This is a genomic window from Streptomyces sp. AB3(2024), from assembly GCF_041862025.1.
Lineage (GTDB): Bacteria > Actinomycetota > Actinomycetes > Streptomycetales > Streptomycetaceae > Streptomyces.
Genome location: NZ_JBGWAB010000014.1, coordinates 43,428 through 63,800, shown reverse-complemented (window position 1 = coordinate 63,800; position 20,373 = coordinate 43,428). Strand labels below are relative to the sequence as shown.

Annotated in this window: 22 protein-coding genes and 1 pseudogene; 8 read left to right on the top strand and 15 right to left on the bottom strand. The window is 72.1% G+C overall.

Annotated elements, in window-relative coordinates; translation table 11 throughout:
* Positions 1 to 2: 2 nt before the first annotated feature.
* Positions 3 to 272, bottom strand: a complete 270-nt coding sequence (locus tag ACEPPI_RS08995) for an SHOCT domain-containing protein (RefSeq protein WP_373914694.1) — start codon at positions 270 to 272, stop codon at positions 3 to 5.
* A gap of 186 nt (positions 273 to 458) precedes the next feature.
* Between ACEPPI_RS08995 and ACEPPI_RS08990 the strand changes: the two genes are divergently transcribed.
* The gene (locus ACEPPI_RS08990; protein ID WP_373914693.1) at positions 459 to 920 is read left to right on the top strand and encodes a Crp/Fnr family transcriptional regulator; all 462 of its coding nucleotides are present in this window, start codon (positions 459 to 461) and stop codon (positions 918 to 920) included.
* A gap of 76 nt (positions 921 to 996) precedes the next feature.
* On the opposite strand, the gene ACEPPI_RS08985 is transcribed toward ACEPPI_RS08990, so the two are convergent.
* Both ACEPPI_RS08985 and ACEPPI_RS08980 read right to left on the bottom strand, forming a co-directional pair.
* Complete coding sequence (locus tag ACEPPI_RS08985; protein WP_373914692.1) at positions 997 to 1,860, bottom strand: universal stress protein; 864 nt, start codon at positions 1,858 to 1,860, stop codon at positions 997 to 999.
* Complete coding sequence (locus tag ACEPPI_RS08980) at positions 1,857 to 2,759, bottom strand: universal stress protein (protein ID WP_373914691.1); 903 nt, start codon at positions 2,757 to 2,759, stop codon at positions 1,857 to 1,859. The genes ACEPPI_RS08985 and ACEPPI_RS08980 overlap by 4 nt, the downstream gene beginning before the upstream one ends.
* A gap of 266 nt (positions 2,760 to 3,025) precedes the next feature.
* On the opposite strand from ACEPPI_RS08980, the gene ACEPPI_RS08975 reads away from it, so the two are divergent.
* The 4 genes from ACEPPI_RS08975 (at position 3,026) to ACEPPI_RS08960 (ending at position 6,015) form a co-directional block, all read left to right on the top strand.
* Positions 3,026 to 3,694, top strand: a complete 669-nt coding sequence (locus tag ACEPPI_RS08975) for a CBS domain-containing protein (protein WP_373914690.1) — start codon at positions 3,026 to 3,028, stop codon at positions 3,692 to 3,694.
* A 90-nt stretch (positions 3,695 to 3,784) separates the two neighbouring features.
* Positions 3,785 to 4,411 carry a CBS domain-containing protein gene (locus ACEPPI_RS08970; RefSeq protein ID WP_373914689.1) on the top strand — a complete coding sequence of 209 codons (627 nt, stop codon included), beginning with the start codon at positions 3,785 to 3,787 and terminating at the stop codon, positions 4,409 to 4,411.
* A gap of 9 nt (positions 4,412 to 4,420) precedes the next feature.
* The gene (locus ACEPPI_RS08965; RefSeq protein WP_373914688.1) at positions 4,421 to 5,080 is read left to right on the top strand and encodes a CBS domain-containing protein; all 660 of its coding nucleotides are present in this window, start codon (positions 4,421 to 4,423) and stop codon (positions 5,078 to 5,080) included.
* A gap of 59 nt (positions 5,081 to 5,139) precedes the next feature.
* Positions 5,140 to 6,015, top strand: coding sequence for a universal stress protein (locus ACEPPI_RS08960; protein ID WP_373914687.1), 876 nt, complete (start codon positions 5,140 to 5,142; stop codon positions 6,013 to 6,015).
* A gap of 65 nt (positions 6,016 to 6,080) precedes the next feature.
* Here the strand turns inward: ACEPPI_RS08960 and ACEPPI_RS08955 are convergent, their stop codons facing one another.
* The 6 genes and pseudogenes from ACEPPI_RS08955 to ACEPPI_RS08930 form a co-directional block, all read right to left on the bottom strand.
* Positions 6,081 to 6,536 carry a hypothetical protein gene (locus ACEPPI_RS08955; protein WP_373914686.1) on the bottom strand — a complete coding sequence of 152 codons (456 nt, stop codon included), beginning with the start codon at positions 6,534 to 6,536 and terminating at the stop codon, positions 6,081 to 6,083.
* Positions 6,537 to 7,097: 561 nt separating this feature from the next.
* Positions 7,098 to 9,225: pseudogene (locus ACEPPI_RS08950) on the bottom strand (hypothetical protein); the annotation flags it as partial.
* Positions 9,222 to 9,974 carry an HAD family hydrolase gene (locus tag ACEPPI_RS08945; protein ID WP_373914685.1) on the bottom strand — a complete coding sequence of 251 codons (753 nt, stop codon included), beginning with the start codon at positions 9,972 to 9,974 and terminating at the stop codon, positions 9,222 to 9,224. The gene ACEPPI_RS08945 and the pseudogene ACEPPI_RS08950, both read right to left, overlap by 4 nt.
* Entirely contained in the window at positions 9,971 to 10,642 is a 672-nt protein-coding gene (locus ACEPPI_RS08940; protein WP_373914684.1) for a helix-turn-helix domain-containing protein, read from the bottom strand. The genes ACEPPI_RS08945 and ACEPPI_RS08940 overlap by 4 nt, the downstream gene beginning before the upstream one ends.
* A gap of 5 nt (positions 10,643 to 10,647) precedes the next feature.
* Positions 10,648 to 11,724 (bottom strand): zinc-dependent alcohol dehydrogenase family protein, encoded by a 1,077-nt coding sequence (locus ACEPPI_RS08935; protein WP_373914683.1) that lies wholly within the window; start codon positions 11,722 to 11,724, stop codon positions 10,648 to 10,650.
* Between the two features lie 247 nt (positions 11,725 to 11,971).
* Positions 11,972 to 12,421: a universal stress protein gene (locus tag ACEPPI_RS08930; protein ID WP_373914682.1), complete on the bottom strand. Its 450-nt coding sequence runs from the start codon at positions 12,419 to 12,421 to the stop codon at positions 11,972 to 11,974.
* 377 nt (positions 12,422 to 12,798) lie between these two features.
* On the opposite strand from ACEPPI_RS08930, the gene ACEPPI_RS08925 reads away from it, so the two are divergent.
* On the top strand, positions 12,799 to 13,452 hold the full coding sequence (locus ACEPPI_RS08925) for a CBS domain-containing protein (protein WP_373914681.1): 654 nt from the start codon (positions 12,799 to 12,801) through the stop codon (positions 13,450 to 13,452).
* On the opposite strand, the gene ACEPPI_RS08920 is transcribed toward ACEPPI_RS08925, so the two are convergent.
* On the bottom strand, positions 13,334 to 13,840 hold the full coding sequence (locus ACEPPI_RS08920; protein ID WP_373914680.1) for an FAD:protein FMN transferase: 507 nt from the start codon (positions 13,838 to 13,840) through the stop codon (positions 13,334 to 13,336). The genes ACEPPI_RS08925 and ACEPPI_RS08920 overlap by 119 nt on opposite strands.
* Before the next feature lie 3 nt (positions 13,841 to 13,843).
* Positions 13,844 to 14,128, bottom strand: a complete 285-nt coding sequence (locus ACEPPI_RS08915) for a hypothetical protein (protein WP_373914679.1) — start codon at positions 14,126 to 14,128, stop codon at positions 13,844 to 13,846.
* Positions 14,129 to 14,180: 52 nt separating this feature from the next.
* Between ACEPPI_RS08915 and ACEPPI_RS08910 the strand changes: the two genes are divergently transcribed.
* Positions 14,181 to 14,495 (top strand): hypothetical protein, encoded by a 315-nt coding sequence (locus tag ACEPPI_RS08910; RefSeq protein ID WP_373914678.1) that lies wholly within the window; start codon positions 14,181 to 14,183, stop codon positions 14,493 to 14,495.
* Between the two features lie 96 nt (positions 14,496 to 14,591).
* Here the strand turns inward: ACEPPI_RS08910 and ACEPPI_RS08905 are convergent, their stop codons facing one another.
* Positions 14,592 to 14,960 carry a nuclear transport factor 2 family protein gene (locus ACEPPI_RS08905; RefSeq protein ID WP_373914677.1) on the bottom strand — a complete coding sequence of 123 codons (369 nt, stop codon included), beginning with the start codon at positions 14,958 to 14,960 and terminating at the stop codon, positions 14,592 to 14,594.
* A 70-nt stretch (positions 14,961 to 15,030) separates the two neighbouring features.
* Here ACEPPI_RS08905 and ACEPPI_RS08900 point away from each other — a divergent pair, with 70 nt between their 5' ends.
* Positions 15,031 to 15,906 (top strand): LysR family transcriptional regulator, encoded by an 876-nt coding sequence (locus ACEPPI_RS08900; RefSeq protein ID WP_373914676.1) that lies wholly within the window; start codon positions 15,031 to 15,033, stop codon positions 15,904 to 15,906.
* 129 nt (positions 15,907 to 16,035) lie between these two features.
* Here ACEPPI_RS08900 and ACEPPI_RS08895 read toward each other — a convergent pair whose 3' ends face one another.
* From ACEPPI_RS08895 to ACEPPI_RS08885, 3 genes are all read right to left on the bottom strand, one after another.
* A complete protein-coding gene (locus ACEPPI_RS08895) occupies positions 16,036 to 16,464 on the bottom strand; it encodes a nuclear transport factor 2 family protein (RefSeq protein WP_373914675.1) in 429 nt (142 codons plus the stop codon).
* Between the two features lie 113 nt (positions 16,465 to 16,577).
* On the bottom strand, positions 16,578 to 18,332 hold the full coding sequence (locus ACEPPI_RS08890; protein WP_373914674.1) for a glycoside hydrolase family 35 protein: 1,755 nt from the start codon (positions 18,330 to 18,332) through the stop codon (positions 16,578 to 16,580).
* Positions 18,333 to 18,395: 63 nt separating this feature from the next.
* A complete protein-coding gene (locus ACEPPI_RS08885) occupies positions 18,396 to 20,372 on the bottom strand; it encodes a glycoside hydrolase family 5 protein (RefSeq protein ID WP_373914673.1) in 1,977 nt (658 codons plus the stop codon).
* Position 20,373: the final 1 nt, after the last annotated feature.

Below are 20,373 nucleotides of genomic sequence, written 5' to 3'. Positions count from 1 at the left end.
CCCTATCGGCCGGTCCGGCCGGGGCGGTGCCGGCGCAGCGTCGCCAGCCGCCGTTCGTACTCCTCGTCGTCGACCTCGCCGAGAGCGAATCGTTCGGCGAGGAGCTGCTCGGCGGAGGGTGCCGCCGGATCGTCCTGGCGGCCCACGGGACCGCGTCCGGCCGTGTGCACGACGAGAAGCACGACCGCGACGATCAGCAGTATCAGGAAGACCGAGCTGAGGGACATGGCGAACCAGCCCCACCCGTTCATGCCGTGACCGTTCCAGTACATGGGTTCACCCACTTCCGGTGCGGGCACCCGTCGCTGAGGTCCGGCGGTGGGATCCCGCTGGGACCAGCTTCCGTCCCGATGATGCCTGCGGGCATGAGCCGAACGGGGCGCCGCTCCGGACCGGTCGGCCCTCGCGGTTCCGCGGGCCGCCCGACAGACTGGGAAGAGACGCGAAGGGAGGCCACCATGCGCACCCGTCCCCCTACCCAGGTCACCGCCCTGCCCCCGGAATTCCGTGCCCGCCTCATGGAGCACGCCCAGGAGGTCAGCTTCGCCGGTGGCACCCGTCTGTTCAACGAGGGTGGCGTGGCCGACCGGTTCTGGATCATGAAGTCCGGTGTCGTCACGCTGGACCTGCACGTGCCCGGTCGGCAGGCCGCGGTCGTGGAGAGCCTCGGCTCCGGCGAGCTGGTCGGCTGGTCGTGGATGGTCAAGCCGCACCAGTGGCATCTGGGTGCCGAGGCCATGACGCCCGTACGCGCCTACCAGTTCGACGCGGCCGAAGTGCGCACGCTGATGGACGCCGATCCGGCCCTCGGCTCCGCCGTCGGCGCTTGGGTGACCCAGGTTCTGGCCCATCGACTGCAAGCCGCACGGATACGTCTGCTCGACCTGTACGCCCCCCACGGCAGCGGAAGCACCGTCTGAAGCCCCGATCGCGGGCCGTCACCCCGAGGACCCGGATGTCACGGTGGCAAGAGCCGCCCGCATGATGGCGCGCGCGTCACGCGGTGGGAACGGTGATGACCGGGCAGCGGGCACGGTGCAGGAGGCCGTGGACGACGGAGCCGAGGCGCATGCCGCTGTACCCTCCGCGACCCCGGCGGCCCACGACCACGGCCAAGGCGTGCTCGGCGGCCTTCGCCAGTTCCTCCACGGGATGCCCGATGGGGATCTCGTGCCGGACCGTGACATCCGGGTAATCCGCCGACCAGCCGGCGGTCGTCTCGGCCAGCAGCCGTCGCCGGGCCCGCAGCGCCACCTCCTCGTCCTGCGACGTGAAGACCGGGGGCTCGAACACCGAGAGGGCCCGTAGCTGCGCTCCTCGGAGGTCGGCTTCCTCGTAGGCGAAGGCGAGGGCGGCCTTGGAGGATTCGCTCCCGTCGATCCCCACGACCACGTAGGGGGGCTGTTGGCTGACGTGCTCGGCATCACCGACCACCACCACCGCACAGTCGGCCTGCGCCGCCACGGGGACGACCAGGGATCCGGCGCTGAAGACCTCGGCCGCCCGGCCCAGGTGACGTGAACCGAGCACGACCATGCGCGCTTCCCCCGACAGCCGGCCGATGACGGCTGCCGGAGGTCCTTCCAGGACGTCGCCGGCCACCTGGAGTTCCGGATGGCGCTCCCGCGCCCAGACCAGGGCCTCGTGCAGTGCTTGGGCTCCGGCCTGGCGCAGGGCCGTCCGGTGTGGTGTGTCTTCGGCGTGACGGGTGTTGTCCCGCGCCGGCACGGCGACGACCAGGTGCAGGCCGAGCCTGCGCCGGTGGGCCTCGTCGGCCGCCCACGCCAGGGCGAGACGCCAGTCCCTGGCCGGGTCGATGCCGACAACGAGTTCACGGCCTTCGGCGGTCCTGCCGCTCATGGGTCGCTCCACATCTCTCGACCGTGCCGGGGAAGCAGAAGGACGGGGCAGTGGGCATGGTGCACCAGAGTGTGGGTGACCCGCCCGAGGCTGGGACCCATGTATCCGGGCGCGCGACGACCGCCCATGACCAGCAGGTCCGCGTGATGCGACGCCTCGACCAGGACACCGGCCACCGACATGGTCCTGTCCGCGTCCGCTTCGACCGTGAGGTCGGGGTATTCGTCCCGGATCTGCTCCGTGACGGCCTTCAGCTTCTCGACGTGCTCGCCCGCGAGGGCCTCCAGGTCGTCGACCATGGTCAGGACGTTGCCGACGGACTGCAGCATGTTCCATACGTGCAGCAGCCGCAGCTCCGCCTTGCGCAGCTCCGCCTCACGTGCGGCGTACCGGGCGCACGCGAGGTCGTGCTCGTCCCGGACGGCCACGACGACGGCCCCTGCCTCGGTTCCGCTCTCCGCTCCCCTGACCACGACCAGCGGGGTCTTGGCACCCGCTGCGGTCTTGAGGGCCACCGAGCCGAGCGCGAGAGGGCCGAAGCCGCCCCGGCCCCGGTCGCCCACCACGATGGTGCCGTGGAGCCCGGCGGCCCCGTGGAGGCTCGTCACCGGATCGCTCCGGCTGAGTTCCGTGGTGACGCGCAGGCCCGGGTGTTCGGCCGCGACCGTCTCGGCGGTTTCCCGCAGGAGTCCGCTACCGGCCTCATGGAGCCGTTCGATGGTGTAGGCCGACAGGCGCAGGGCCTTCCCGTCGGTGTCGGCCCCGTGGACGATGTGCAGCGGGCGGTCGCGGCGTGCGGCCTCCGCGGCGGCCCACAGCACTGCCGCGGGCGCGGCACCGGACCCGTCGACACCCACGATGACCGAGCTGATGTCCGGGTCTCGGACGGTCCCTTCCATGGTTCCTCCTCACCGAGCCGGTATGCGCAGCCACCACGCTGGCACTGGGCCTCCCTCTCCCGAAGGGCCGCTCAGGTCCACATTCGGGGCCAATGGTCCCCATCGGGCTCCTCCCGCCCGCGTCCGTCGGCCCGAGGTGACCCGAACGGTCCCCCGCGGAGGACCGTTCGGCCCTCGTCGCCGCGACCGGACGTAGCGCAACGTTGACTGCGAATCCTCGGAGAACGGGCCGCTCGGGGCCCCGTGAGACGGCCGGAGGTGCCTTCGTGAAGCACATCAAGGTGGGAGACCTGATGACGGGCGAGGTCGTCTGCGTGGTGTCGGCCACTTCCTTCAAGGACGTCGCGAAGTTGCTGGCGCAGCATGACGTCAGCGGACTTCCCGTCGTCGACGATCAGGACCGGGTCGTCGGCGTCGTCTCCGAGAGTGACCTCCTGGCCAGACAAGCGAATCCCGTCGCCACGGAATCCCCCGAAGCCTCCCCCGTCGGGGAAGTCACGGCCGGCGAGGTCATGTCCACGCCCGCGGTGACCATCCACGCCGAGGAGACCGCCGCCGACGCGGCACGCCTCATGACACGCCGGAGCGTGGAGCGACTGCCCGTCGTGGACGAGGAGGAACGTCTCGTCGGTATCGTCACCCGGCGTCACCTGCTGCGCCTCTTCCTGCGTCCGGACGCCGAGATCCGACGCCGTGTGACCGATGACGTACTCGGCGACACCCTGGGGCTGAGAGCCGACGCCGTCGAGGTCCACGTGGTGGACGGGGTCGTCACACTGTCCGGCGCGGTGGACGGGCAGAGCCAGGTGCCGATCCTGATCCGTCTCGTCGAACAGCTTGAGGGAGTGGTGGCGGTCGCGTCCGGTGTCACCGGACGCGTCGACGACTCTTCGCTCGCCCCACCGACCCGAACGGCCCGGAGCGTGCCGTCGTAACCGGCAGTACCCGGCAAGCCCCGACCAGGGTGGCCCGGCGCCGGTCCTGCCGCACGCCGGACGTCGATGTGTCGGCATGAGGAGGGCACCATGGGGCACCGCAGCGTCGCGGACATGATGACGCCCGCCGCCGTCACCGTGCAGCGTGGTACGGCGTTCAAGGAAGTGGCTCGTCTGCTGCACGAATTCGGTATCACGGCCGTGCCCGTCGTGGACGGGGCCGGGCGTGCCGTGGGGGTCGTCTCCGAAGCCGACCTGCTCGGGGGCCTCGGTACCGGAGGCGGTGCGGATACGGCCGGCGATCTGATGAGCAGCCCGCCCGTCACCGCCCGGCCGGAGTGGAGCGTGGTCCGGGCGGCCCGGCTGATGCGCGAGCACCGGATCAAGCGCCTTCCCATCGTTGACGGCGAGAACCGGGTCGTCGGCGTACTCAGCCGGAGCGACTTGCTCCAGCTCTTCCTCCGCCGCGACCGCGCCATTCAGGAGGAGATCCTGGAGGACGTCCTCACCCGGACCCTGCGGCTGCGCCCGTCCGCCCTGACCGTCGATGTCGCCGACGGCGTCGTGACCCTGAGCGGCACCGTGGCCCGGTCGAGCCTCGTCCCCATCGTCCTGCGGCTGTGCCAGAGCGTCGACGGAGTGGTGGATGTGGTCAATCGGCTCACGTTCGAACGGGACGACATGTCGGTCGACGTGCAAGACGCCGCGGGACGGTAGGAGTAGACCGTGAGACACCGAGAAGTAGGCGAGCTGATGACCCGCGAGGTCGTGACGGTACCGGGTGATGCCGCGTTCAAGGACATCGTCCGCACCCTCACCGAGCACCGGGTATCGGCCGTCGCCGTCGTCGACAGCGCGGGACATCCCCTCGGAGTGGTGTCGGAGGGAGACCTCCTGCCGAAGTCGGCCGACCAGGGGGACTTCCTCCGCTCCCTGCCCGCGCCCGAGGCCTTGGAGCGCGAGAAGGCCGGGGCCACACGGGCCGAGGAGCTCATGTCGGCTCCCGCCGTGTGTGCCGGGCCGGCCTGGACCGTCGCCGAAGCGGCCCGGCTCATGGAGGCACAGGGCGTCAAACGGCTGCTGGTCGTCGACGCGGCGGACGAGCTGGTGGGCATCGTCAGCCGACGCGATCTGCTGAAGGTCTTCCTGCGCGACGACGACACCATCCGCCATGAGATCACCGGCGAGGTCCTCGACCGCACCCTGCGCCAGGACCCCGGCACCATCACCGTCGAGGTGACCGACGGCCGGGTCGAACTGCACGGCTCGGTGCAGTTCAAGAGCCTGATCCCGGTGATCGAAAGGCTGTGCCGCACCGTCGACGGAGTGGTCGGGGTGACACAGCACCTCGCGTACGCCGTCGACGACGGGGCACCCGCCCGCTGAAGCGCGGCTCCCTCGCCGGCGGGCACGGCCCGCCTTCCGGCCACACCCCTGAGGACGCCATGGATCACCGCATCACCGTCGGCCTCGACGGATCTCCCGAAAGCGGAGCCGCCGCCCGCTGGGCGGCGCGCGAGGCCGCGCTGCGCGGCGCGGAGCTGCGCCTCTTCCACGCCGAGGGGTCGTCGGTGCCGGTGGGTGCTCCCGCAGCGACCTCCGAGGTACGGCGCGGATGGGCCGAGGCCCTCCTCCAGGACTCGGCTGAAGCCCTGCATCACGTCCATCCGGAGCTGCGCATCACGAGGGAGTCGTTCGACGGCCCGCCCGCGGCCTCGCTGGCCACCGCCGCGGCCAGCGCCGACCTGCTGGTTCTGGGATCCCGCGGGCTCGGCACCCTGACCGGCTTCGTCCTCGGCTCCGTCGCCATGGCCGTGCTGCACTCCACTGGGCGGCCCGTCGTGCTCGTACGCGGCGGGGAGGGCGGATCGCCTCGCCCGGCCGTCGAGCAGGCCCGCCGCGACGTGGTCGTCGGCGTCGACATCAGCCGGCCCTGCGACGCCGTGCTCGCCTTCGCCTTCGAGGAAGCCGCACGCCGGTCCTGCCGCCTGCACGTGCTGTACGCCTGGCCGCTCCCGGTGATGGTCGGGTACGGAGGGGGCTACGATCCCCGCGTCCATGCGGAGATCAACGAGAACATGACGGCCGACCTGGCCGAAGTCCTCGGACCCTGGCGGGACCGGTTCCCCGCCGTCGACGCGACCGCCCGGACCCCCATGGGACGCGCCGCGCAGAAGCTCGTGGATCGCGGCGCCGAGGCCGGCCTGATCGTCGTCGGTCGCCGCATCCGCCGCTCGCCGTTCGGCGCCCACATCGGCTCGACCACACACGCCGTGATCCACCACGCCCTCACGCCGGTGGCCGTCATCGCCCACGACTGAGCGGGGTGCCTCCCCTCCGGGTCGGCAGTGGGCCCGGTCCGGTGGTGTGGCGGTGCGGCGGGGCTTCAGTCGTCACCGGCCTCCCGGCCCGGACGGAGTCGGCCGGACCAGCCCGGTTCGACGCGTTCCCAGTCCCGCTCCCAGTCGGCCAGGTTGTGCGCTTCCACGCCACGCAGCCGCAGGGAGACGATTCCTGCGGCCGCGAGCGTGATCAGGCCCGCGCTGCCCGCTCCGGCCGCGACGGCGTCCGACAGCAGTTCGGTCGCGCCCCGGGGAACGGAGGCCATCGCGCCGGTGTCGTCGACCCACAGCGGGACGGTGTGCCCCACGGGCGTTCCCGCCGGGACGGGCAGAGTGGCCGTGTGCGGGGAGGCGGGGGGATACCACCACTGCACGCGGGCCACGGTGGTGGCGTCGTTGACCCCGGTCGGGAGGTGCCGCGTGACTTCGCCGACGGTGGTCGCTATCACCTGGTGTCGCTCCCGTGCCTGCGCCGCGGCCGCCCGGAGCCCGTTTTCCATGGAGGTGAGTCCCACCTGGACCCCACAGGCCACGGCGAGAAGGCACGACAGCGCGAAGACGAGGAGCCAGCGGCCGCGGGTACGGTCCGTCGCCCGCCGGAGCGGGTTGGCCTGCGCATGATGCCGGTGCCGTCGACTCGGGGGGCCGTCCCGCGAACCCCTGCGTCCTGGTCCGGACGAGCTTCGGTGGAACATGTCGCACCTCCTCGCTGCGACGGTGCCGACCCGCTCAGTGCGCAGCGCTGGGTCCGGCGCTGGAATGATGGGCCCGGCTCCGGCTGATCCGTGAGGCGACGCCGGCCGTCGCCCCGTGCTTGCTGCCGTGGGCCACGAGCACTCCCTTCCGCGTCCTGACGACTCTCCGTTGCCACCGGTGGCCGTCCGCTTCGGCCGTGGGTATCAGGGCCGGGGCTCCCGGTGGTCCTTCTCCTCCATGCTCTCAGTGTGCCCCGCGTGGAAGGTGCCTCGCCTCCGCTCCGTCCCGGTTCCCGGCATCACGGGCTCGCCTTCCGCCACCCCCGCGGGGCGCCGTTCTTCGGGCAGGGCCGGGGGGCAGCTCGAAGGCAGACGGAACCAGCGTTGCCGTCCCGGGGCCACGCTCGCCCGTCGTCCGCCCGGCAGTACGAGGTGCACGGGTCCGGACGTCGAAGCGGGGACGGTGATCCCGAACCGGCCCGGCAGGAACCGGACGCGGATGCCCCGGTGCTCCCGGTAGCAGAACGCGAACGTCGAACGGGGTACGTCACCCAGCGGCACGGGGTCGACGCGCAGTCCGTCCGGACACGCCTCCAGCCCGACGACGACGCGCTCGACCAGGTCGAGCGTGCCGCCCATGGCTCCCAGGTGGATGCCTTCGCCGGTCGTGCCGCCCTGGATGTCGGTGACATCGCTCAGCAGGGCCTCCTGGCAGAGCGGCCAGGCGTCGCCGCCCCTCTGCCGGGCGAGGACCCAGCCGTGCACCAGACTGCTGAGCGTCGAACCGTGACTGGTTCGTGCGAGGTAGTGGGCGACGGTCGCGCGCCAGGTGGCGTCCTGGACCGGGTAGCCGAGCCGCGCGAGGATCTCGTACAGCTCGGCGGGCCGGAAGAGGTAGCCGAGCATGAGGGTGTCGGCCTGTTTGGAGGCCTGGTAGCGGTTGACCGTGTCGCCTTCGGCTTCGACGCCTTCGGCTTCGAGGATGCGGTCGAGGCGGCAGATGTCGCGATAGCGGGCGCGGTAGGCGTCCCAGTCGAGTTCGGCCAGGTCACCGTAGCCCTCGAACTGGCTGATGACTCCGCTGTGGAAGGGCACGTACAGCCGCCGTGAGATGTCCTGCCACCGGTCGAGGTCGTCGGTGTCGAGGCCCATCGCCGTGGTCAGCTCGCCGCGGCGGGCTGACAGGAGTTCGGCGTGGAGGTCGAGGGCTCGGGCGAGCACCCAGGCAGCGGTGACGTTGGTATAGGCGTTGTCGTCGATCCCGGGTGTGGCGGAGTCCGGGTAGGCGTCGTGGTATTCGTCGGGGCCCAGGACTCCCCGGATCCGGTAACGCCGTAGCTCGGGGTCGTACGCGGCGGCGGTGGCCCAGTAGTGGGCGATGTGCAGCAGGAGTTCGGCGCCGGGCGCGTGCATGAACCCGGTGTCGCCGGTGGTCTGGCCGTAGCGCCAGACGTTCCAGGCGATGGCCGATCCGACGTGGCGCTGCAGGTGCGAGTGGTCGGGCAGCCATCTGCCGGAGCGGGGGTTGAGGTGCAGCGTCTGCGTCTCCTCCTGGCCGGAACTCCCGCTCTGCCAGGGGAACATGGCACCCGCGAAGCCAGCCCGGCGCGCGGCGTCGCGCGCCGGTGGCAGTCGGCGGTACCGGTACATGAGCAGGGAGCGGGCGACATCGGGGAAGTGCAGGGTGACGTAGGGCAGGACGAAGAGCTCGTCCCAGAAGACGTGCCCCCGGTAGGCCTCTCCGTGCAGTCCCCGGGCCGGCACGCCCACGTCGAGCTTCGCGGTGAAGGGGAGAGCGTCTGGAGGAGGTGGAAGGTGTGCAGGCGCAGGATGCGTCCGGTCTCGCCGGGTACTTCCAACTCCCCATCGGCCCAAAGCCGTTCCCAGGCGGCCCGGTGCGTGGTGAGCAGTTCGGGAAAACGCGGTGCTCGCGCCGCGTGGTCGACGGCCTCTCGCAGGGGCTCCGCCGCGGGCCGGTCGAGCGACGTCCGCAGGGCGGCGGTCTTCACCACCGCCACGGGTCTTCCTCGGGAGATCGGCAGCCTGAGCGTCTGGACGGCGGCCGTGCCGGTGCAGGACACCGCCACGGGGCCGGGGGGCCGCGAGGAGACGCGTACGGCGAGTGCGATCCGGATGCGGGACGAGGTCGTCGTACAGCCCAGCCATGCGACGCCTTCCGGTTCGACGCCGGCGTGGTGGTCGGCAGCCACTCGCCCGGTGGTCCGCCCTCCGGCAGACAGCGGTAGCGCAGCGCCGTCCAGTCCGGAAGCCGGACCATGTCCTCGTTGGTGACCTGTGCGCCCGCCACGGTGGAGACGAGACGGTTGTAGCAGCCCGCGAGGTAGGTCCCCGGGGAGTGGACCGCGTCGGCCGCGGTCTCGGGCGCCGATCCCCGTGTGGCGAAGCGTCCGTTGCCGAGGGTGCACAGGCTCTCGACGACCCGTTCCGTCCTGGGGTCGTACCTGCCGTACTCCCAGGCCCACGAGGTCGTCATGGCGGCTGCCCGCGGAGTACGGCGGGCAGGGCGCGGAGATCGGCCAGCACCAGGTCCGCCCCTCCCGCGCGCAGGGAGTCTGCCGTGTGCGCGTCAGGCGATCGGTCGATGCCGACGACCAGGGCGAAACTCCCCCGGCTGCCGGCCCGGACCCCGGCGATCGCGTCTTCCACGACCGCCGTGTCCCCGGGGGCGCTGCCCAGCAGGGCGGCGGCCCGGAGGAACAGCGCCGGATCGGGCTTGCCGGGCAGGCCGAGCCGCGCCGCGTCCCTGCCGTCCACCACGTCGTCGAAGAGACCCGTCAGGGTGGCGGACCCCAGGAGCGCACGGGCGTGCCGGGACGCCGGCACCGCCACGCACCGCACACCCTGGGCCCGCAACTCGTCGAGGGCCGGGCGGACCTCGGTGAAGGCGTCGACAGGGCGGGAGGTCAGGTTCCCGGTGAAGACCTGTTCCTTGCGGGCGGCCACCGCCCAGAGCGTGCCACAGCCCGGCGCGTCCCCGCGCTCTCCCGGTGGCAGATCGATTCCCCGGGCGTCCAGGAAGGCGCGGGCCCCGTCGAGGCGGGACTTCCCGTCGACCAGTTCCCGGTACTCACGATCGGCGTCGAAGGGCCGCCGCGTCGTGCCATCGGCGGCCCAGGCATCGAGGCAGCCGTCGAAGGCCGTCTTCCAGGCGGCCGCATGGAGCACCGCGGAATCGAGCAGGACCCCGTCGGTGTCGAAGACGACGGCCCGGATCGGCTTCATTGACGGGCCACGCGACGGCCGGTGAGCCGGACGGGGGTGACCGACATCCAATGGGTGCGGTGGCCCCCCGCCCACGGCAGGGAGCGCGCGAGGGCGTCCAGGCGCTGAAGGGCTTCGCCGTCGGTGACACCGACGACGTCGCCGACGGCCATGACGCTCCAGCCCTGCTTCATCGCGTCGTCGATGTGGTCGACCTCGAAGGCCACCTCGGTGCCGGCGGCACGGGCGAGCAGCGCTTCGTCCGAGGTCCGGAAGGCGATGTCGTGCCCGGCGACGACGTAGTTGACCGGGAAGATCGCGGGGCCTTCCGTGGTGAAGACCGCGACGCGGCCTATGCCGTGGGTCGACAGCAGCCGACGGCATTCCGTCTCGCCGAGCACCACGAGTTCGGAGTCCAGCCAGGCGGTTCCCCGGCCGGGCGGTTGATCGGTGGTGGCTCCGGTCAGTTCGGCGACGGTGGTCTCCAGGCCGTCGGCGAGACGTACGAGCGATCCGGCGCTGGGGTTGGCGGCCCGCTCTTCCAGGTAGGCGATGTACGAGGCGTCCGTACCGCATCGGTCACCCACCTCCGCGCGGGTGAGGCCGAGTTCCGTGCGGCGGGCGGCGATGCGCCGGCCCAGGTCCGTGTGGCCGACTTCCCGAGTGGGCTCGGGTGCGGTGCTGGGCATGATGGTCACTTCCCCGGGGGCTGCGTGGTGAGGGTGTCGTGCTGCGGGCCGCCCAGCGCCACCTTGAGGGCACCCGTCTCGGCCGCGCGCGAGAAGACGTCGTACGCCTCTTCCATCTGCCCGAGCTCGAAACGGTGGGTGATCAGGGAGGCTGCGGGGAGCCGTCCGGCGGCCATCATCTTCAGCAGCATCGGTGTCGAGTAGGTGTCGACGAGCCCGGTGGTGAGGGTGACGTCCTTGATCCAGAGGTCTTCGAGGTGGAGGGTGGCCGGTTTGCCGTGGACGCCGATGTTGGCGACGTGGCCGCCGGGCCGGACCATCCGCGTGCACATCTCGAAGGCTTCCGGCACGCCGACCGCCTCCATGACGACGTCGGCGCCGAGCCCGTCGGTCAGGTCCTCCACCAGCCGCTCGGGCTCCTCGTCCGCGCGCGCCGTCGCGTCCGCGCCGAGGGAGCGGGCTGCGGCCAGCCGGGATTCGGCGAGGTCGACGGCGATGATCCGGCCGGGGCTGTAGAGCCGCGCGGTGGCGACGGCCGCCAGGCCGATGGGGCCGGCGCCGACCACGACGACCGTGTCGCCGGGCCGGACCCTGCCGTTGAGGACACCCACCTCGTAGGAGGTGGGGAAGATGTCGGCGAGCAGTACCGCGTCGTAGCTGTCGACGGCGCTGGGCAGCGGGTGCACGGACAGGTCCGCGAAGGGCACGCGGACGTATTCGGCCTGGGTGCCGTCGATGGTGTGGCCCAGGACCCAGCCGCCGCCTCCGCGGCACTGGCCGTAATGGCCTTCGCGGCAGAACCGGCAGCGGCCGCACGAGGAGATGCAGGAGATCAGCACCCGATCGCCCGGCCGGACACTGCGGACGTCGCCGCCGGTCTCGACGACGGTGCCGACCGCTTCGTGGCCCAGGACGCGGCCCGGCGTCACCTCGGGCACGTCGCCCTTGACGATGTGCAGGTCGGTGCCGCAGATGGTGACCGTGTCGACGCGGACCACCGCGTCGGCGGCGTCCTTGATGCTCGGGTCCGCAGCGTCCTGCCAGGAGGTCTGCCCCGGACCGTGGAAGACGAGTGCCTTCATGAGGTCGCCCTCGCTTTCCTCTCTCGTCAGGTATCGGTCACCGCCAGCCTGACCTCGTGAGGGCCGTCCCGCATGGGCCGGACGGCCCCACGGCGGGGCCGGTCGGGCCCGTGCCGCGTGCGGTGGCGTGAGGGGAGGCCCGGCTCAGGGCGGGTGACGGGCACAGCGGGACCGGGCCCCGGTACTTCACCGCCCGCCGCACAGGTGGATCTCGACGGCCACTGCACTCGTCATCCCCGGCAGAAGGTCACTTCACGGGCACGTCCGGCCGGATGATCGTCACCGGGCAGGGAGCGTGGAGCGCCACCTGGACACTGACCGAACCGAGCAGGGCCCTGCGGAAACCCCCGCGGCCGCGGCTGCCCACGACCAGCATGTCGGCGCCCTCGGCCGCATCCACCAGGACCTCGATCGCATTGCCACGCACCAGGCGCTGGTGCACCAGTGAGCCGCCCTCCTCGCCGAGGACCGCGCGCACCTCCTCGACCAGACCCCGCTCGGCCTCCTCCTCGTCGAACTGGGTTTCCACCGCCGGGGCCGACCACGACGCCGCGCCGGGCATGTCCCACGCCGCGACCGCCTCCACTCGCCCGCCCACGAGGCCCGCGTACCGGACCGCCCAGCGCAGCGCGGCCTGGGAGGAGGACGAACCGTCGATACCCACCACGATCCTCGGAGCCCGATCCTGCCTGTCCATCACGTTCACCTTCCGACGCCTCTACATCCACAGTGTCCGAACCACGAACACACCGCCACGCGAGGTGGCCGGACGCGTCGGGCCCCTCCCGGGCACGCGGGTCACAGTGGGGGGAAGGCCCCGCTCGGGGGCGGCCGTCCTGGTCCGGTGACCGGGGGCCGGTCGGCCCCGGCGGTATTGCCCTGGCGGCCCTCCCGGGCTCCCGGGCACGGCGTGATCCTGAGGAGTGGGAGTCGCAGGCACGCCACGGGGCGGAGGCACACCATGGGCGCCATGCGGACTCCGCCGACCTCGGCGGCTCGCACCCCTCGGCCCGACACGTTCGCCACCTGCAGGCGGCGGCCCGCCGCCTGCCCACGCCCGGTGAGGATCCCGCCATGACCGCCACCCCGTACACCGTCAGCGACGTCATGACCAGGAAGGTCATCGCCTTCACTCCCGACGCCGGGTTCAAGGAGATCGCCGCCTGCATGGAACGGTGGAAAGTGAGCGCCGCCCCCGTGGTCGAAGGCGAAGGCCGCGTCGTCGGCGTGGTCTCGGAAGCCGACCTGCTCCCGAAGGAGGAGTTCCGCGACCGCCGTCTCGGCCTGATCGAGCAGATGCGTCACCTCGGCGACACCGCGAAGGCCGGGTCCGTTCGGGCCGGTGATCTGATGACGACCCCGGCTGTCACCATCCGCCCGGACTCCACCCTTCCGCAGGCGGCCCGCCTCATGGCCGAGCGCCGCGTCAAGCGGCTTCCGGTCGTCGACGCCGACGGCACCCTGAAGGGCATCGTCAGCCGCGCCGACCTCCTCAAGGTCTTCCTGCGCCCCGACGAGGAACTCGCCGAGGACGTCCGGCGCGACGTGGTGAAGCTCCTGTTCCCCGTCTCCCACACCCGCGTCGAGGTCGCGGTCACGCAGGGTGTCGTTACCCTGACCGGGCAGGTGCGGGACGGGGAGTCGATCCCCGTCGCGACACGGCTCGCCCAGGCCGTCGAAGGCGTCGTGGACGTGCGCTGCCGGCTCGAAACCGTGGCCTCCGCTTGAGTGCGGATGCCGGACGCGGCTGCCTCCGCAGCGCTCGGGGTGCGCCATCGCGCCGCCCCGTGCTCTGCGCCGATCCCGTGAGCGGGAAGCCTCCGCTGCGGCGGGCCCGCCCGTCCAGGTCGACCGTGAGGAGCTCGTACCCCGGCCGCGATGTGATCCACGTACGGGCGTCGGGGCCGAGGGCGACGGCCGCGGTGGCCCGGCTGTCGGCCCGGGTGAGGTCCGGACCGGTGACCGTGGCGGCCAGGAGCCGGTGGGCGGCGCGGCCGGTGCGGGGGTCGAGGACGTGCCGTCCGCGCTCGGCGCCGCCCGAGGCGGCCGCGGCGAAGTCCCGGCCCTCGACGGTGGTGAGCAGCCCGCCCGGCCGGCACGGGTCGGCGATGCCCACGCGTCACGGCAGGCCCGGGGCGGGCTCCCCGCCGTGGCGTATGTCGCCGCCGCCGTTGACGAGACTGTGGGGTGCGCCGGCGGCGCGCAGGATGGCGTACGCCTGCGGCCGGGAGCCTCGGCCGGGGTCGCCGTAGCCGCCCCCGCCCGCGCCGGGTGGGCGCGTGCGGCGGGCCGCGGGCGTCTTCGCGACGACGAGCTCACCGACCGTGACCGCTGACGTCCATGAGCCCTGCCGGATCTTCCGGGGGCCGCGGCGGGGAAGGCGACCACGCGCGAACGCCGGCACGGCCGTAGCGTGGAAGAGGCAAAGGACACTCCGCGGTGAGGGGCGATGCGCAATGACCTGGGCTTCGTGGACGACGACAGGGGTCTTCGCCGGACGGGGCGGTGTGCTCACCGAGGAGGCGGGGGTCCTCAGTGGGGACCTGACCGTACACACCACCTGGTCGGGCCGGGAGGCCAATGTGGCGGTGCAGTACAGCGGCGGTTCGGACTGGTTCACGGTCACCGGCAGTCCGGTGCACTGCTCGTCCGAGCAGGCCAGCCGCCTCCTGCACCAAGAGGTGGTCGACGCCGTACGCGGCGACGCGGCCGCCACCGTCCCCCACACGATGCCCACGGACGCTGTTCACAGTGGGGAGGAACCGGGGTAGCACCACGCTTGCCCCGCAGGTCCCGGCAGTCGGCGAGTGGAGCTCCGGGTATCCCCCGCCCGATCCCCGCCCACGTGGCGCCCGGGTCGTCCGCGTTCACTTCCGCCTCTCGAACCCCGCCAGCAGTGCGCGGGGGTCGAAGGTCACGCGGATCCGGGTGACCTTCCCGTCCTCCACGTGCATCCAGTTCGCCGTCGGTGTGGGCGGCGCGACGCTGGTGTGCAGGTCGAACCAGGTGATCGCTTCATCACCTTCCGCGACCCGTGTCTTCACGTCGATCCTCTCCAGCACCTGACCGAGTCCCTTCAGCCCGGCGAGCGCCTCCTCCACCCCCGACGCCGTTCCCAGCGCTCCGACGAAGTCGACATCCTCGGCCAGCAAACCCCGCAATGCCTCGAAGTCGCCCGCCTCCCAGGCGGTGAAGTAGGTCTCGGCAAGCTCTCGCGCAGTCTTCGTCGTCGTCATGCCCCCATCCTCCGGCCACCTGGCCCATCCGTCCAACAGATGGATCTGATGGCGGATATCATCACCGCATATGGAAATACACCAGCTGCGCTACTTCGCCGCGGTCATGGACGAGGGCACCTTCACCGCCGCCGCCCATCGCCTGCACGTCAGCCAGTCCGGCATCAGCACCCAGGTCGCCAAGCTGGAGTCGGAGCTGGGCCAGCAGCTGCTCGACCGCTCCGGCCGTCGCATCCGCCTCACCCCGGCCGGTGAGGCCGTTCTCCCCCTCGCGAAGAACGCCCTCGCCCTCCTGGAGGCCATCCAGCACACCGCCGCCGAATTCGCCGATGCCGTCCGGGGCCGGGCCCGTCTCGGCATGATCATGGGCTGCTCGATCCCGGCCTTCCTCGACACCGTCGCCGACCTCGGTCGCACGCACCCCGGCATCGAGCTCAGCCTCCACGAGGACCACTCCGACGACCTCCAGACCCGGGTCCTCTCCGGCTCCCTCGACCTGGCCCTGATCGGCTACGCGGGCGATGTCGCCCCGGGCCTGGACGTGAGCACCGTCATCGACGAACCGATCACCGCCGTCGTCCCGGCCGGGCACCCCCTCGACCGGCCGGACCTGCGCCTCGCCGACCTCCGGGGTGAGAAGATCCTCTGCCTCTCCCCGGGCACCGGCATCCGCGCGGCCTACGAGGACTCCTGCCACAGGATCGGCCTCGACCCGCGCGTGGACATCGACGCCAGCTCCCCGGCCGCCCTTCTGCGCCTCGCCGAGCGCGGCGCGGGCGCCGCCGTCCTCAGTGCGTCCTCCGCACGGGGCACGGGCCTGCGGACCGTCCCGCTCGCCGACGCCGCCACGCACGCCCGGCTCGGCCTCATCACCCGCCGAGGCCGGCACTCCCCGGCCGTGCAGCTCCTGCGCACCAGGCTCCTCGCCGCGCTGCGGGCCGGCTAGTGCCGGTCACGGCACCAGGCCATCCGGGACAGCCGAAGACTCCGCGCCCGTGTCCGAAGTCGCGGTGCGCCGGCTCCGCCCGCCCGCCCGTCGCCCGGGCGGGTGGAGCCGGGGCCCCGCCGGGGGCGGTCAGGCGAGGCGGTCGGGCAGCGGTGCGAGGGTGAAGTTGTCCCAGATGAAGTTGTCCATCTGGTGCTGGTCACCGCTCAGGTTGACGACGCGGTCGACCTGTCCGTCGGTGTTGAAGTGCCACACCAGGGCCCAGGTCGTGTCGACCTTGCCGGTGCCCGCGGTCGTCCAGCCGCGGTGGATGTCCACGACGTACTCGTCGTTGCTGCCGAAGAAGATCGGGGCGGCCTGGAAGCCGGCCTTGCCGAGCTGGTCGAAGAAGCTGCGGACTTCGGCGACGCCGTGCTTGGTCCCGGACAGCGGGTGCCGTCCGGGGATCGTCCACTGGATGTCCGGTGCCAGGACGGCACTCATGCCTTCGACGTCCCCGGCCGCGTAGGCGGCGAAGAACTTCTCGACCGCCTCGACCTTCGGGTCTTTCTCGTTCATGAACTCATCTTCCGTGTAGGCGCGTTGGGGCCCCATCCTCGCAAGACCGGCTCCGCGGCCACCAGCTCCTTCTGCATCGTGAGACCCGTGTCGTGGCCGGTGGCCGTCTTCGGCTACTCCTCGGTCGGGCCCAGGTCGGGGTGGTCGCGCAGTGTGACCGTGCGGGTGGTCGAGGCGTGCAGTTCGAGGACGGTGATCTCGTTGCGGCCGGCCCTGAGCACCGGGGCCGGGACGTACAGCGTGACCTGGGCTCCGCGGGACCAGTACCGGCCCAGCGCGAAGCCGTTGACCCAGACGTTGCCCTTGGTCCAGCCCTCCAGGGCGAGGAAGGTGTCGGCGGGCCGTTCGACGTCGAAGTGGCCGCGGTGGAAGGCGGGGCCCACCGGGGGCGACTTCGGGTCGGAGGCGGTGAAGGACAGGCCCGCGAGATCGTCCAGGGGCAGGGCGCGGCTGGACCACAGCGCCGGCTCCCGGCCGGCCACGACGGTGCGGCCGAGGAGTCCCTTGCGGTCGTGCAGGCCCGGCCCGTAGTTGACCCTGCCCTGGTTCTCCACCAGCACCGTCAGGCGGGCTCCGGGGCGGGGGACGGCGAAGGCCAGGGCGTGCTCGCGGCCCTCCCGTTCGAGCACGCCGACGGGTTGTCCGTCCACGAAGACCTGCGCGCGGTCGCGCACGTCCTCGGCCTGCAGGACGACCGGGCCCCGGTCCGGCAGCCGGGTCTCGTACAGGACGAAGCCGAAGTCCTGGCCGAGCTCCTCCATCGTGAGCGGGCGGGCCGCCTCAACGGCGCTGCCGAGGAGATCCGCCTGGGCCAGCAGGGGCGCGCATTCGGTGAGTGCGACCGGCCCGTGGCCGAGCTTCGGCGCGGGGGTGGGCACCGGCTCGTCGGGGACCGGCGCGTGTTTCGCGATGACCTCGCGGAAGGCGGTGTACTTGGGCGTGGGGTCGCCCGCCTCGTCCAGCAGTGCGTCGTAGTCGTACGACGTGACGGTGGGGCGGTACGTCCCCTTGTCGTTGGCCCCGTTGGTGAAGCCGAAGTTGGTGCCGCCGTGGAACATGTAGACGTTCACGGAGGCACCGGCCGTGAGCAGCCGGTCGAGTTCGGCCGCGGCGTCGTCGGCGTCGCGGAGGGCGTGGGTCCCGCCCCACCGGTCGAACCAGCCGATCCAGAACTCCGAGCACATCAGGGGCCCGGCGGGCTGGTGCTCGCGCAGCCGTGCGAGGCCGGACTCGGCCCCGCTGCCGAAGTTGGCGGTGCGCAGCACTCCTTCGAGGCCGCCGCGCGCGAGGTCCGAGGGCTGGTCGCAGGTGAACAGGGGGACGTCCACTCCGTGGCGGCGGAGCAGCAGGGCCAGGTCGGCGAGGTACCCGGGGTCGTCCCCGTACGCCCCGTACTCGTTCTCCAGCTGGACGGCGAGCACCGGCCCGCCGCGGCTCCCGAGCGACGACAGGAGGGGCGGCATGAGGGCCCCGAGGTACTCGTCCACGGCACGCAGGAAGCGCGGGTCGCGGCTGCGCAGTGCGATGCCTTCCTCGGCGAGGAGCCAGGAGGGCAGGCCGCCGCCCTCCCATTCGGCGCAGATGTACGGTCCGGGGCGCAGCAGCACGTGCAGGCCCTCGGCGGCGGCGAGGTGGAGGAAGCGGGGCAGGTCGAGACCTCCGTCGAGCCGGAACTCCCCGCGCCGGCGGGCGTGGAGGTTCCACGGGACGTAGGTCTCGACCGTGTTGAGGCCCAGCAGGCGCGCCTTGTGGAGCCGGTCGGCCCATTGCTCCGGGTGGACGCGGAAGTAGTGCAGTGCACCGGAGACGATGCGGAACGGCCGGTCGTCGAGACGGAAGCCGTCTGCGGCGATCTCCAGTCGGGGCATGCCGTGCGCTCCTCGGGAAGCGGGGAAGGGGGAAGCGGGGAGAAGGGGAAGAGGGGGCGCCCGTCAGGCCAGGGGGCGGCACAGCAGGGCGTCGGGGACGCCGCCGTGGTTCCACCGCCATGTGAAGGCGACTCCGGCGATGTATTCGGTGTCGGCGCACTGGCCCTTGTAGTAGCCCGGCGCCCAGTCGCTGCCGGTCGAGCCTCCGGTGGCCGGGCGGTTGTCGCCGTGGTCGAACCAGATGGTGCGGCCGGTGACGGGCAGCGGGGCCGCGGCGGGAGCGCACAGCAGGGCGGACATGGCGTTGTTGCTCACGCTGTAGCCGACGGCGAAGGAGTTCTCGGGGCACTGCAGCTTGTTGTAGCCGTCCGCCCAGTCTCCCCGGGTGACGTAGCGCTCGTCGGTGACGACGGTCCAGGCGCCGGCCGCCTTCCGGGGCTGGCCCGCGTCGGTGCACAGGCCCCGGCTGTCGCTGCGGCCGAGGCCCGTCAGCCGCTGGCTGTCGGGGCAGTTGCCCTTGCGGTTGCCCGACGACCAGTCCGGCTGCGCCGACATCGTGGCGGAGACGTTGTAGTCGGCGTGGTCGAGGTCGAGCATGTTCCAGTGGCCGGCCTGGGGCACCTGACCGGTGCGGCCGGGGGCGGAGACCAGCTTGTTCCAGTCGTCGGCGCGCCAGTCGCCGCCGTCCTCGATGCCCTGGCGGACGCCGGTCGTGCTGTAGGACAGCAGTGCCCAGTTGTCCATCGGGGCGCCGGCTGCGTCGGTCCAGCCGACCAGGGGCCAGATCGCGAAGTCGGTGTCGTTGGCCGTGAGGATGTCGGTGAAGTTGTGCAGCCAGGCCCGTTCCTTGGCGTCGTCGGAGCCGCGGCCGCCGGCGCCGAACTCGCTGATCCACACCGGGGCGGTGAAGTGCTGACCGGCTTCGGTGACGAACAGTGCCTCCTGGTTGACCACTTGCGCGAGCTGTTGCGGGGTGAAGTCCTGGTAGCGCGGGTCGCTCGTGGAGCCGGGGCCGCTGCCCGCGCCGGTGTTGGCGGGGCCGGTGTAGGCGTAGAAATGGGCGGCGTAGACGAGCTTGCCCGACTCGATCAGCGTGTGGGAGAGGTTGGCCACCGGCGTCAGCATCGGCCGCCCGTGCGGGAGTCCGGCGAGGGGGACGCCGTACCAGTTGATGCCCTCCATGACGACGAGCATGTCGGGGTCGGCCTGCAGGATCCGGTTTCCGGCCTCTTCGAAGGCGGCGTAGGCGTCGTGGCCGTCGTACCAGCCCCAGTTGGGGTCGTCCAAGGTGTCACGGCGCACCTCGTTGCGCAGGTCCGCGCCCACCACGCGTTTGTCGGCCTTGTAGCGGTTCACCATGAACAGCCAGTCGTCCACCCACTGCTGGGTGCTCTGGCTGCTGTTCCAGCGCTCGTTGCCGTCCAGGCCGCAGCAGAAGCGGGCGGTGGTCGTGTGGTTGTTGAGGATCACCGCGAAGCCGTCGGCGGTGAGGGCCGCGATGACGGCGTCGAGGACCTGGAGCGGTGTCTTGCCCTTCAGCTGCGGGTTGGCGGCGACCGCCGTGTCCGGGACGGGCGTGGTGTCGTGGACGAGGGCGTTGGAGAACGGCAGCCGGATGCTGTTGAGGCCCAGGCCGTGGAAGTCGGCCAGGATGGCGGCCATGGGGGCCCGGTCCAGTCCGAGCGGCATGCTGTGGGCCGGTTCGCCGTGCATGTGGCTGCCGGGATCGTTGATGTCCCCGCTTCCGGTCCATGTCCCCTGGGCTCCTGCCCAGTTGCCCGCCTTCAACTTGAAGCGGTTGCCCCCGGCGTCGACGATCCAGCGGCCCCGGGTGCTGAGGGGACCGGTCCAGGAGGCGGCCAGCTGCGGACCGGTCAGGACCGTGGGCGTGGCCCGGGTGCCGGCCGGGGTGGCGGTCGCGGTGGTGGATCCGCCCGGAACGGGTGCCGTCGCGCCGGCGGCGGTGCTGGTGCCGAGGAGCAGCGCGGACAGCACGGCGAGTGCCGCGGTCGCGCGTCGGAGCAGTGGGGTGCCTGTCATG

Coding starts and splice junctions, on each gene's coding strand:
- ACEPPI_RS08935 (WP_373914683.1), bottom strand. CDS start 11,724: ATGAAGGCACTCGTCTTCCACGGTCCGGGGCAGACCTCCTGGCAGGAC.
- ACEPPI_RS08980 (WP_373914691.1), bottom strand. CDS start 2,759: ATGGAAGGGACCGTCCGAGACCCGGACATCAGCTCGGTCATCGTGGGT.
- ACEPPI_RS08895 (WP_373914675.1), bottom strand. CDS start 16,464: ATGAACGAGAAAGACCCGAAGGTCGAGGCGGTCGAGAAGTTCTTCGCC.
- ACEPPI_RS08995 (WP_373914694.1), bottom strand. CDS start 272: ATGTACTGGAACGGTCACGGCATGAACGGGTGGGGCTGGTTCGCCATG.
- ACEPPI_RS08940 (WP_373914684.1), bottom strand. CDS start 10,642: ATGCCCAGCACCGCACCCGAGCCCACTCGGGAAGTCGGCCACACGGAC.
- ACEPPI_RS08905 (WP_373914677.1), bottom strand. CDS start 14,960: ATGACGACGACGAAGACTGCGCGAGAGCTTGCCGAGACCTACTTCACC.
- ACEPPI_RS08890 (WP_373914674.1), bottom strand. CDS start 18,332: ATGCCCCGACTGGAGATCGCCGCAGACGGCTTCCGTCTCGACGACCGG.
- ACEPPI_RS08960 (WP_373914687.1), top strand. CDS start 5,140: ATGGATCACCGCATCACCGTCGGCCTCGACGGATCTCCCGAAAGCGGA.
- ACEPPI_RS08990 (WP_373914693.1), top strand. CDS start 459: ATGCGCACCCGTCCCCCTACCCAGGTCACCGCCCTGCCCCCGGAATTC.
- ACEPPI_RS08885 (WP_373914673.1), bottom strand. CDS start 20,372: ATGACAGGCACCCCACTGCTCCGACGCGCGACCGCGGCACTCGCCGTG.
- ACEPPI_RS08970 (WP_373914689.1), top strand. CDS start 3,785: ATGGGGCACCGCAGCGTCGCGGACATGATGACGCCCGCCGCCGTCACC.
- ACEPPI_RS08900 (WP_373914676.1), top strand. CDS start 15,031: ATGGAAATACACCAGCTGCGCTACTTCGCCGCGGTCATGGACGAGGGC.
- ACEPPI_RS08910 (WP_373914678.1), top strand. CDS start 14,181: ATGACCTGGGCTTCGTGGACGACGACAGGGGTCTTCGCCGGACGGGGC.
- ACEPPI_RS08930 (WP_373914682.1), bottom strand. CDS start 12,421: ATGGACAGGCAGGATCGGGCTCCGAGGATCGTGGTGGGTATCGACGGT.
- ACEPPI_RS08925 (WP_373914681.1), top strand. CDS start 12,799: ATGACCGCCACCCCGTACACCGTCAGCGACGTCATGACCAGGAAGGTC.
- ACEPPI_RS08945 (WP_373914685.1), bottom strand. CDS start 9,974: ATGAAGCCGATCCGGGCCGTCGTCTTCGACACCGACGGGGTCCTGCTC.
- ACEPPI_RS08955 (WP_373914686.1), bottom strand. CDS start 6,536: ATGGAAAACGGGCTCCGGGCGGCCGCGGCGCAGGCACGGGAGCGACAC.
- ACEPPI_RS08985 (WP_373914692.1), bottom strand. CDS start 1,860: ATGAGCGGCAGGACCGCCGAAGGCCGTGAACTCGTTGTCGGCATCGAC.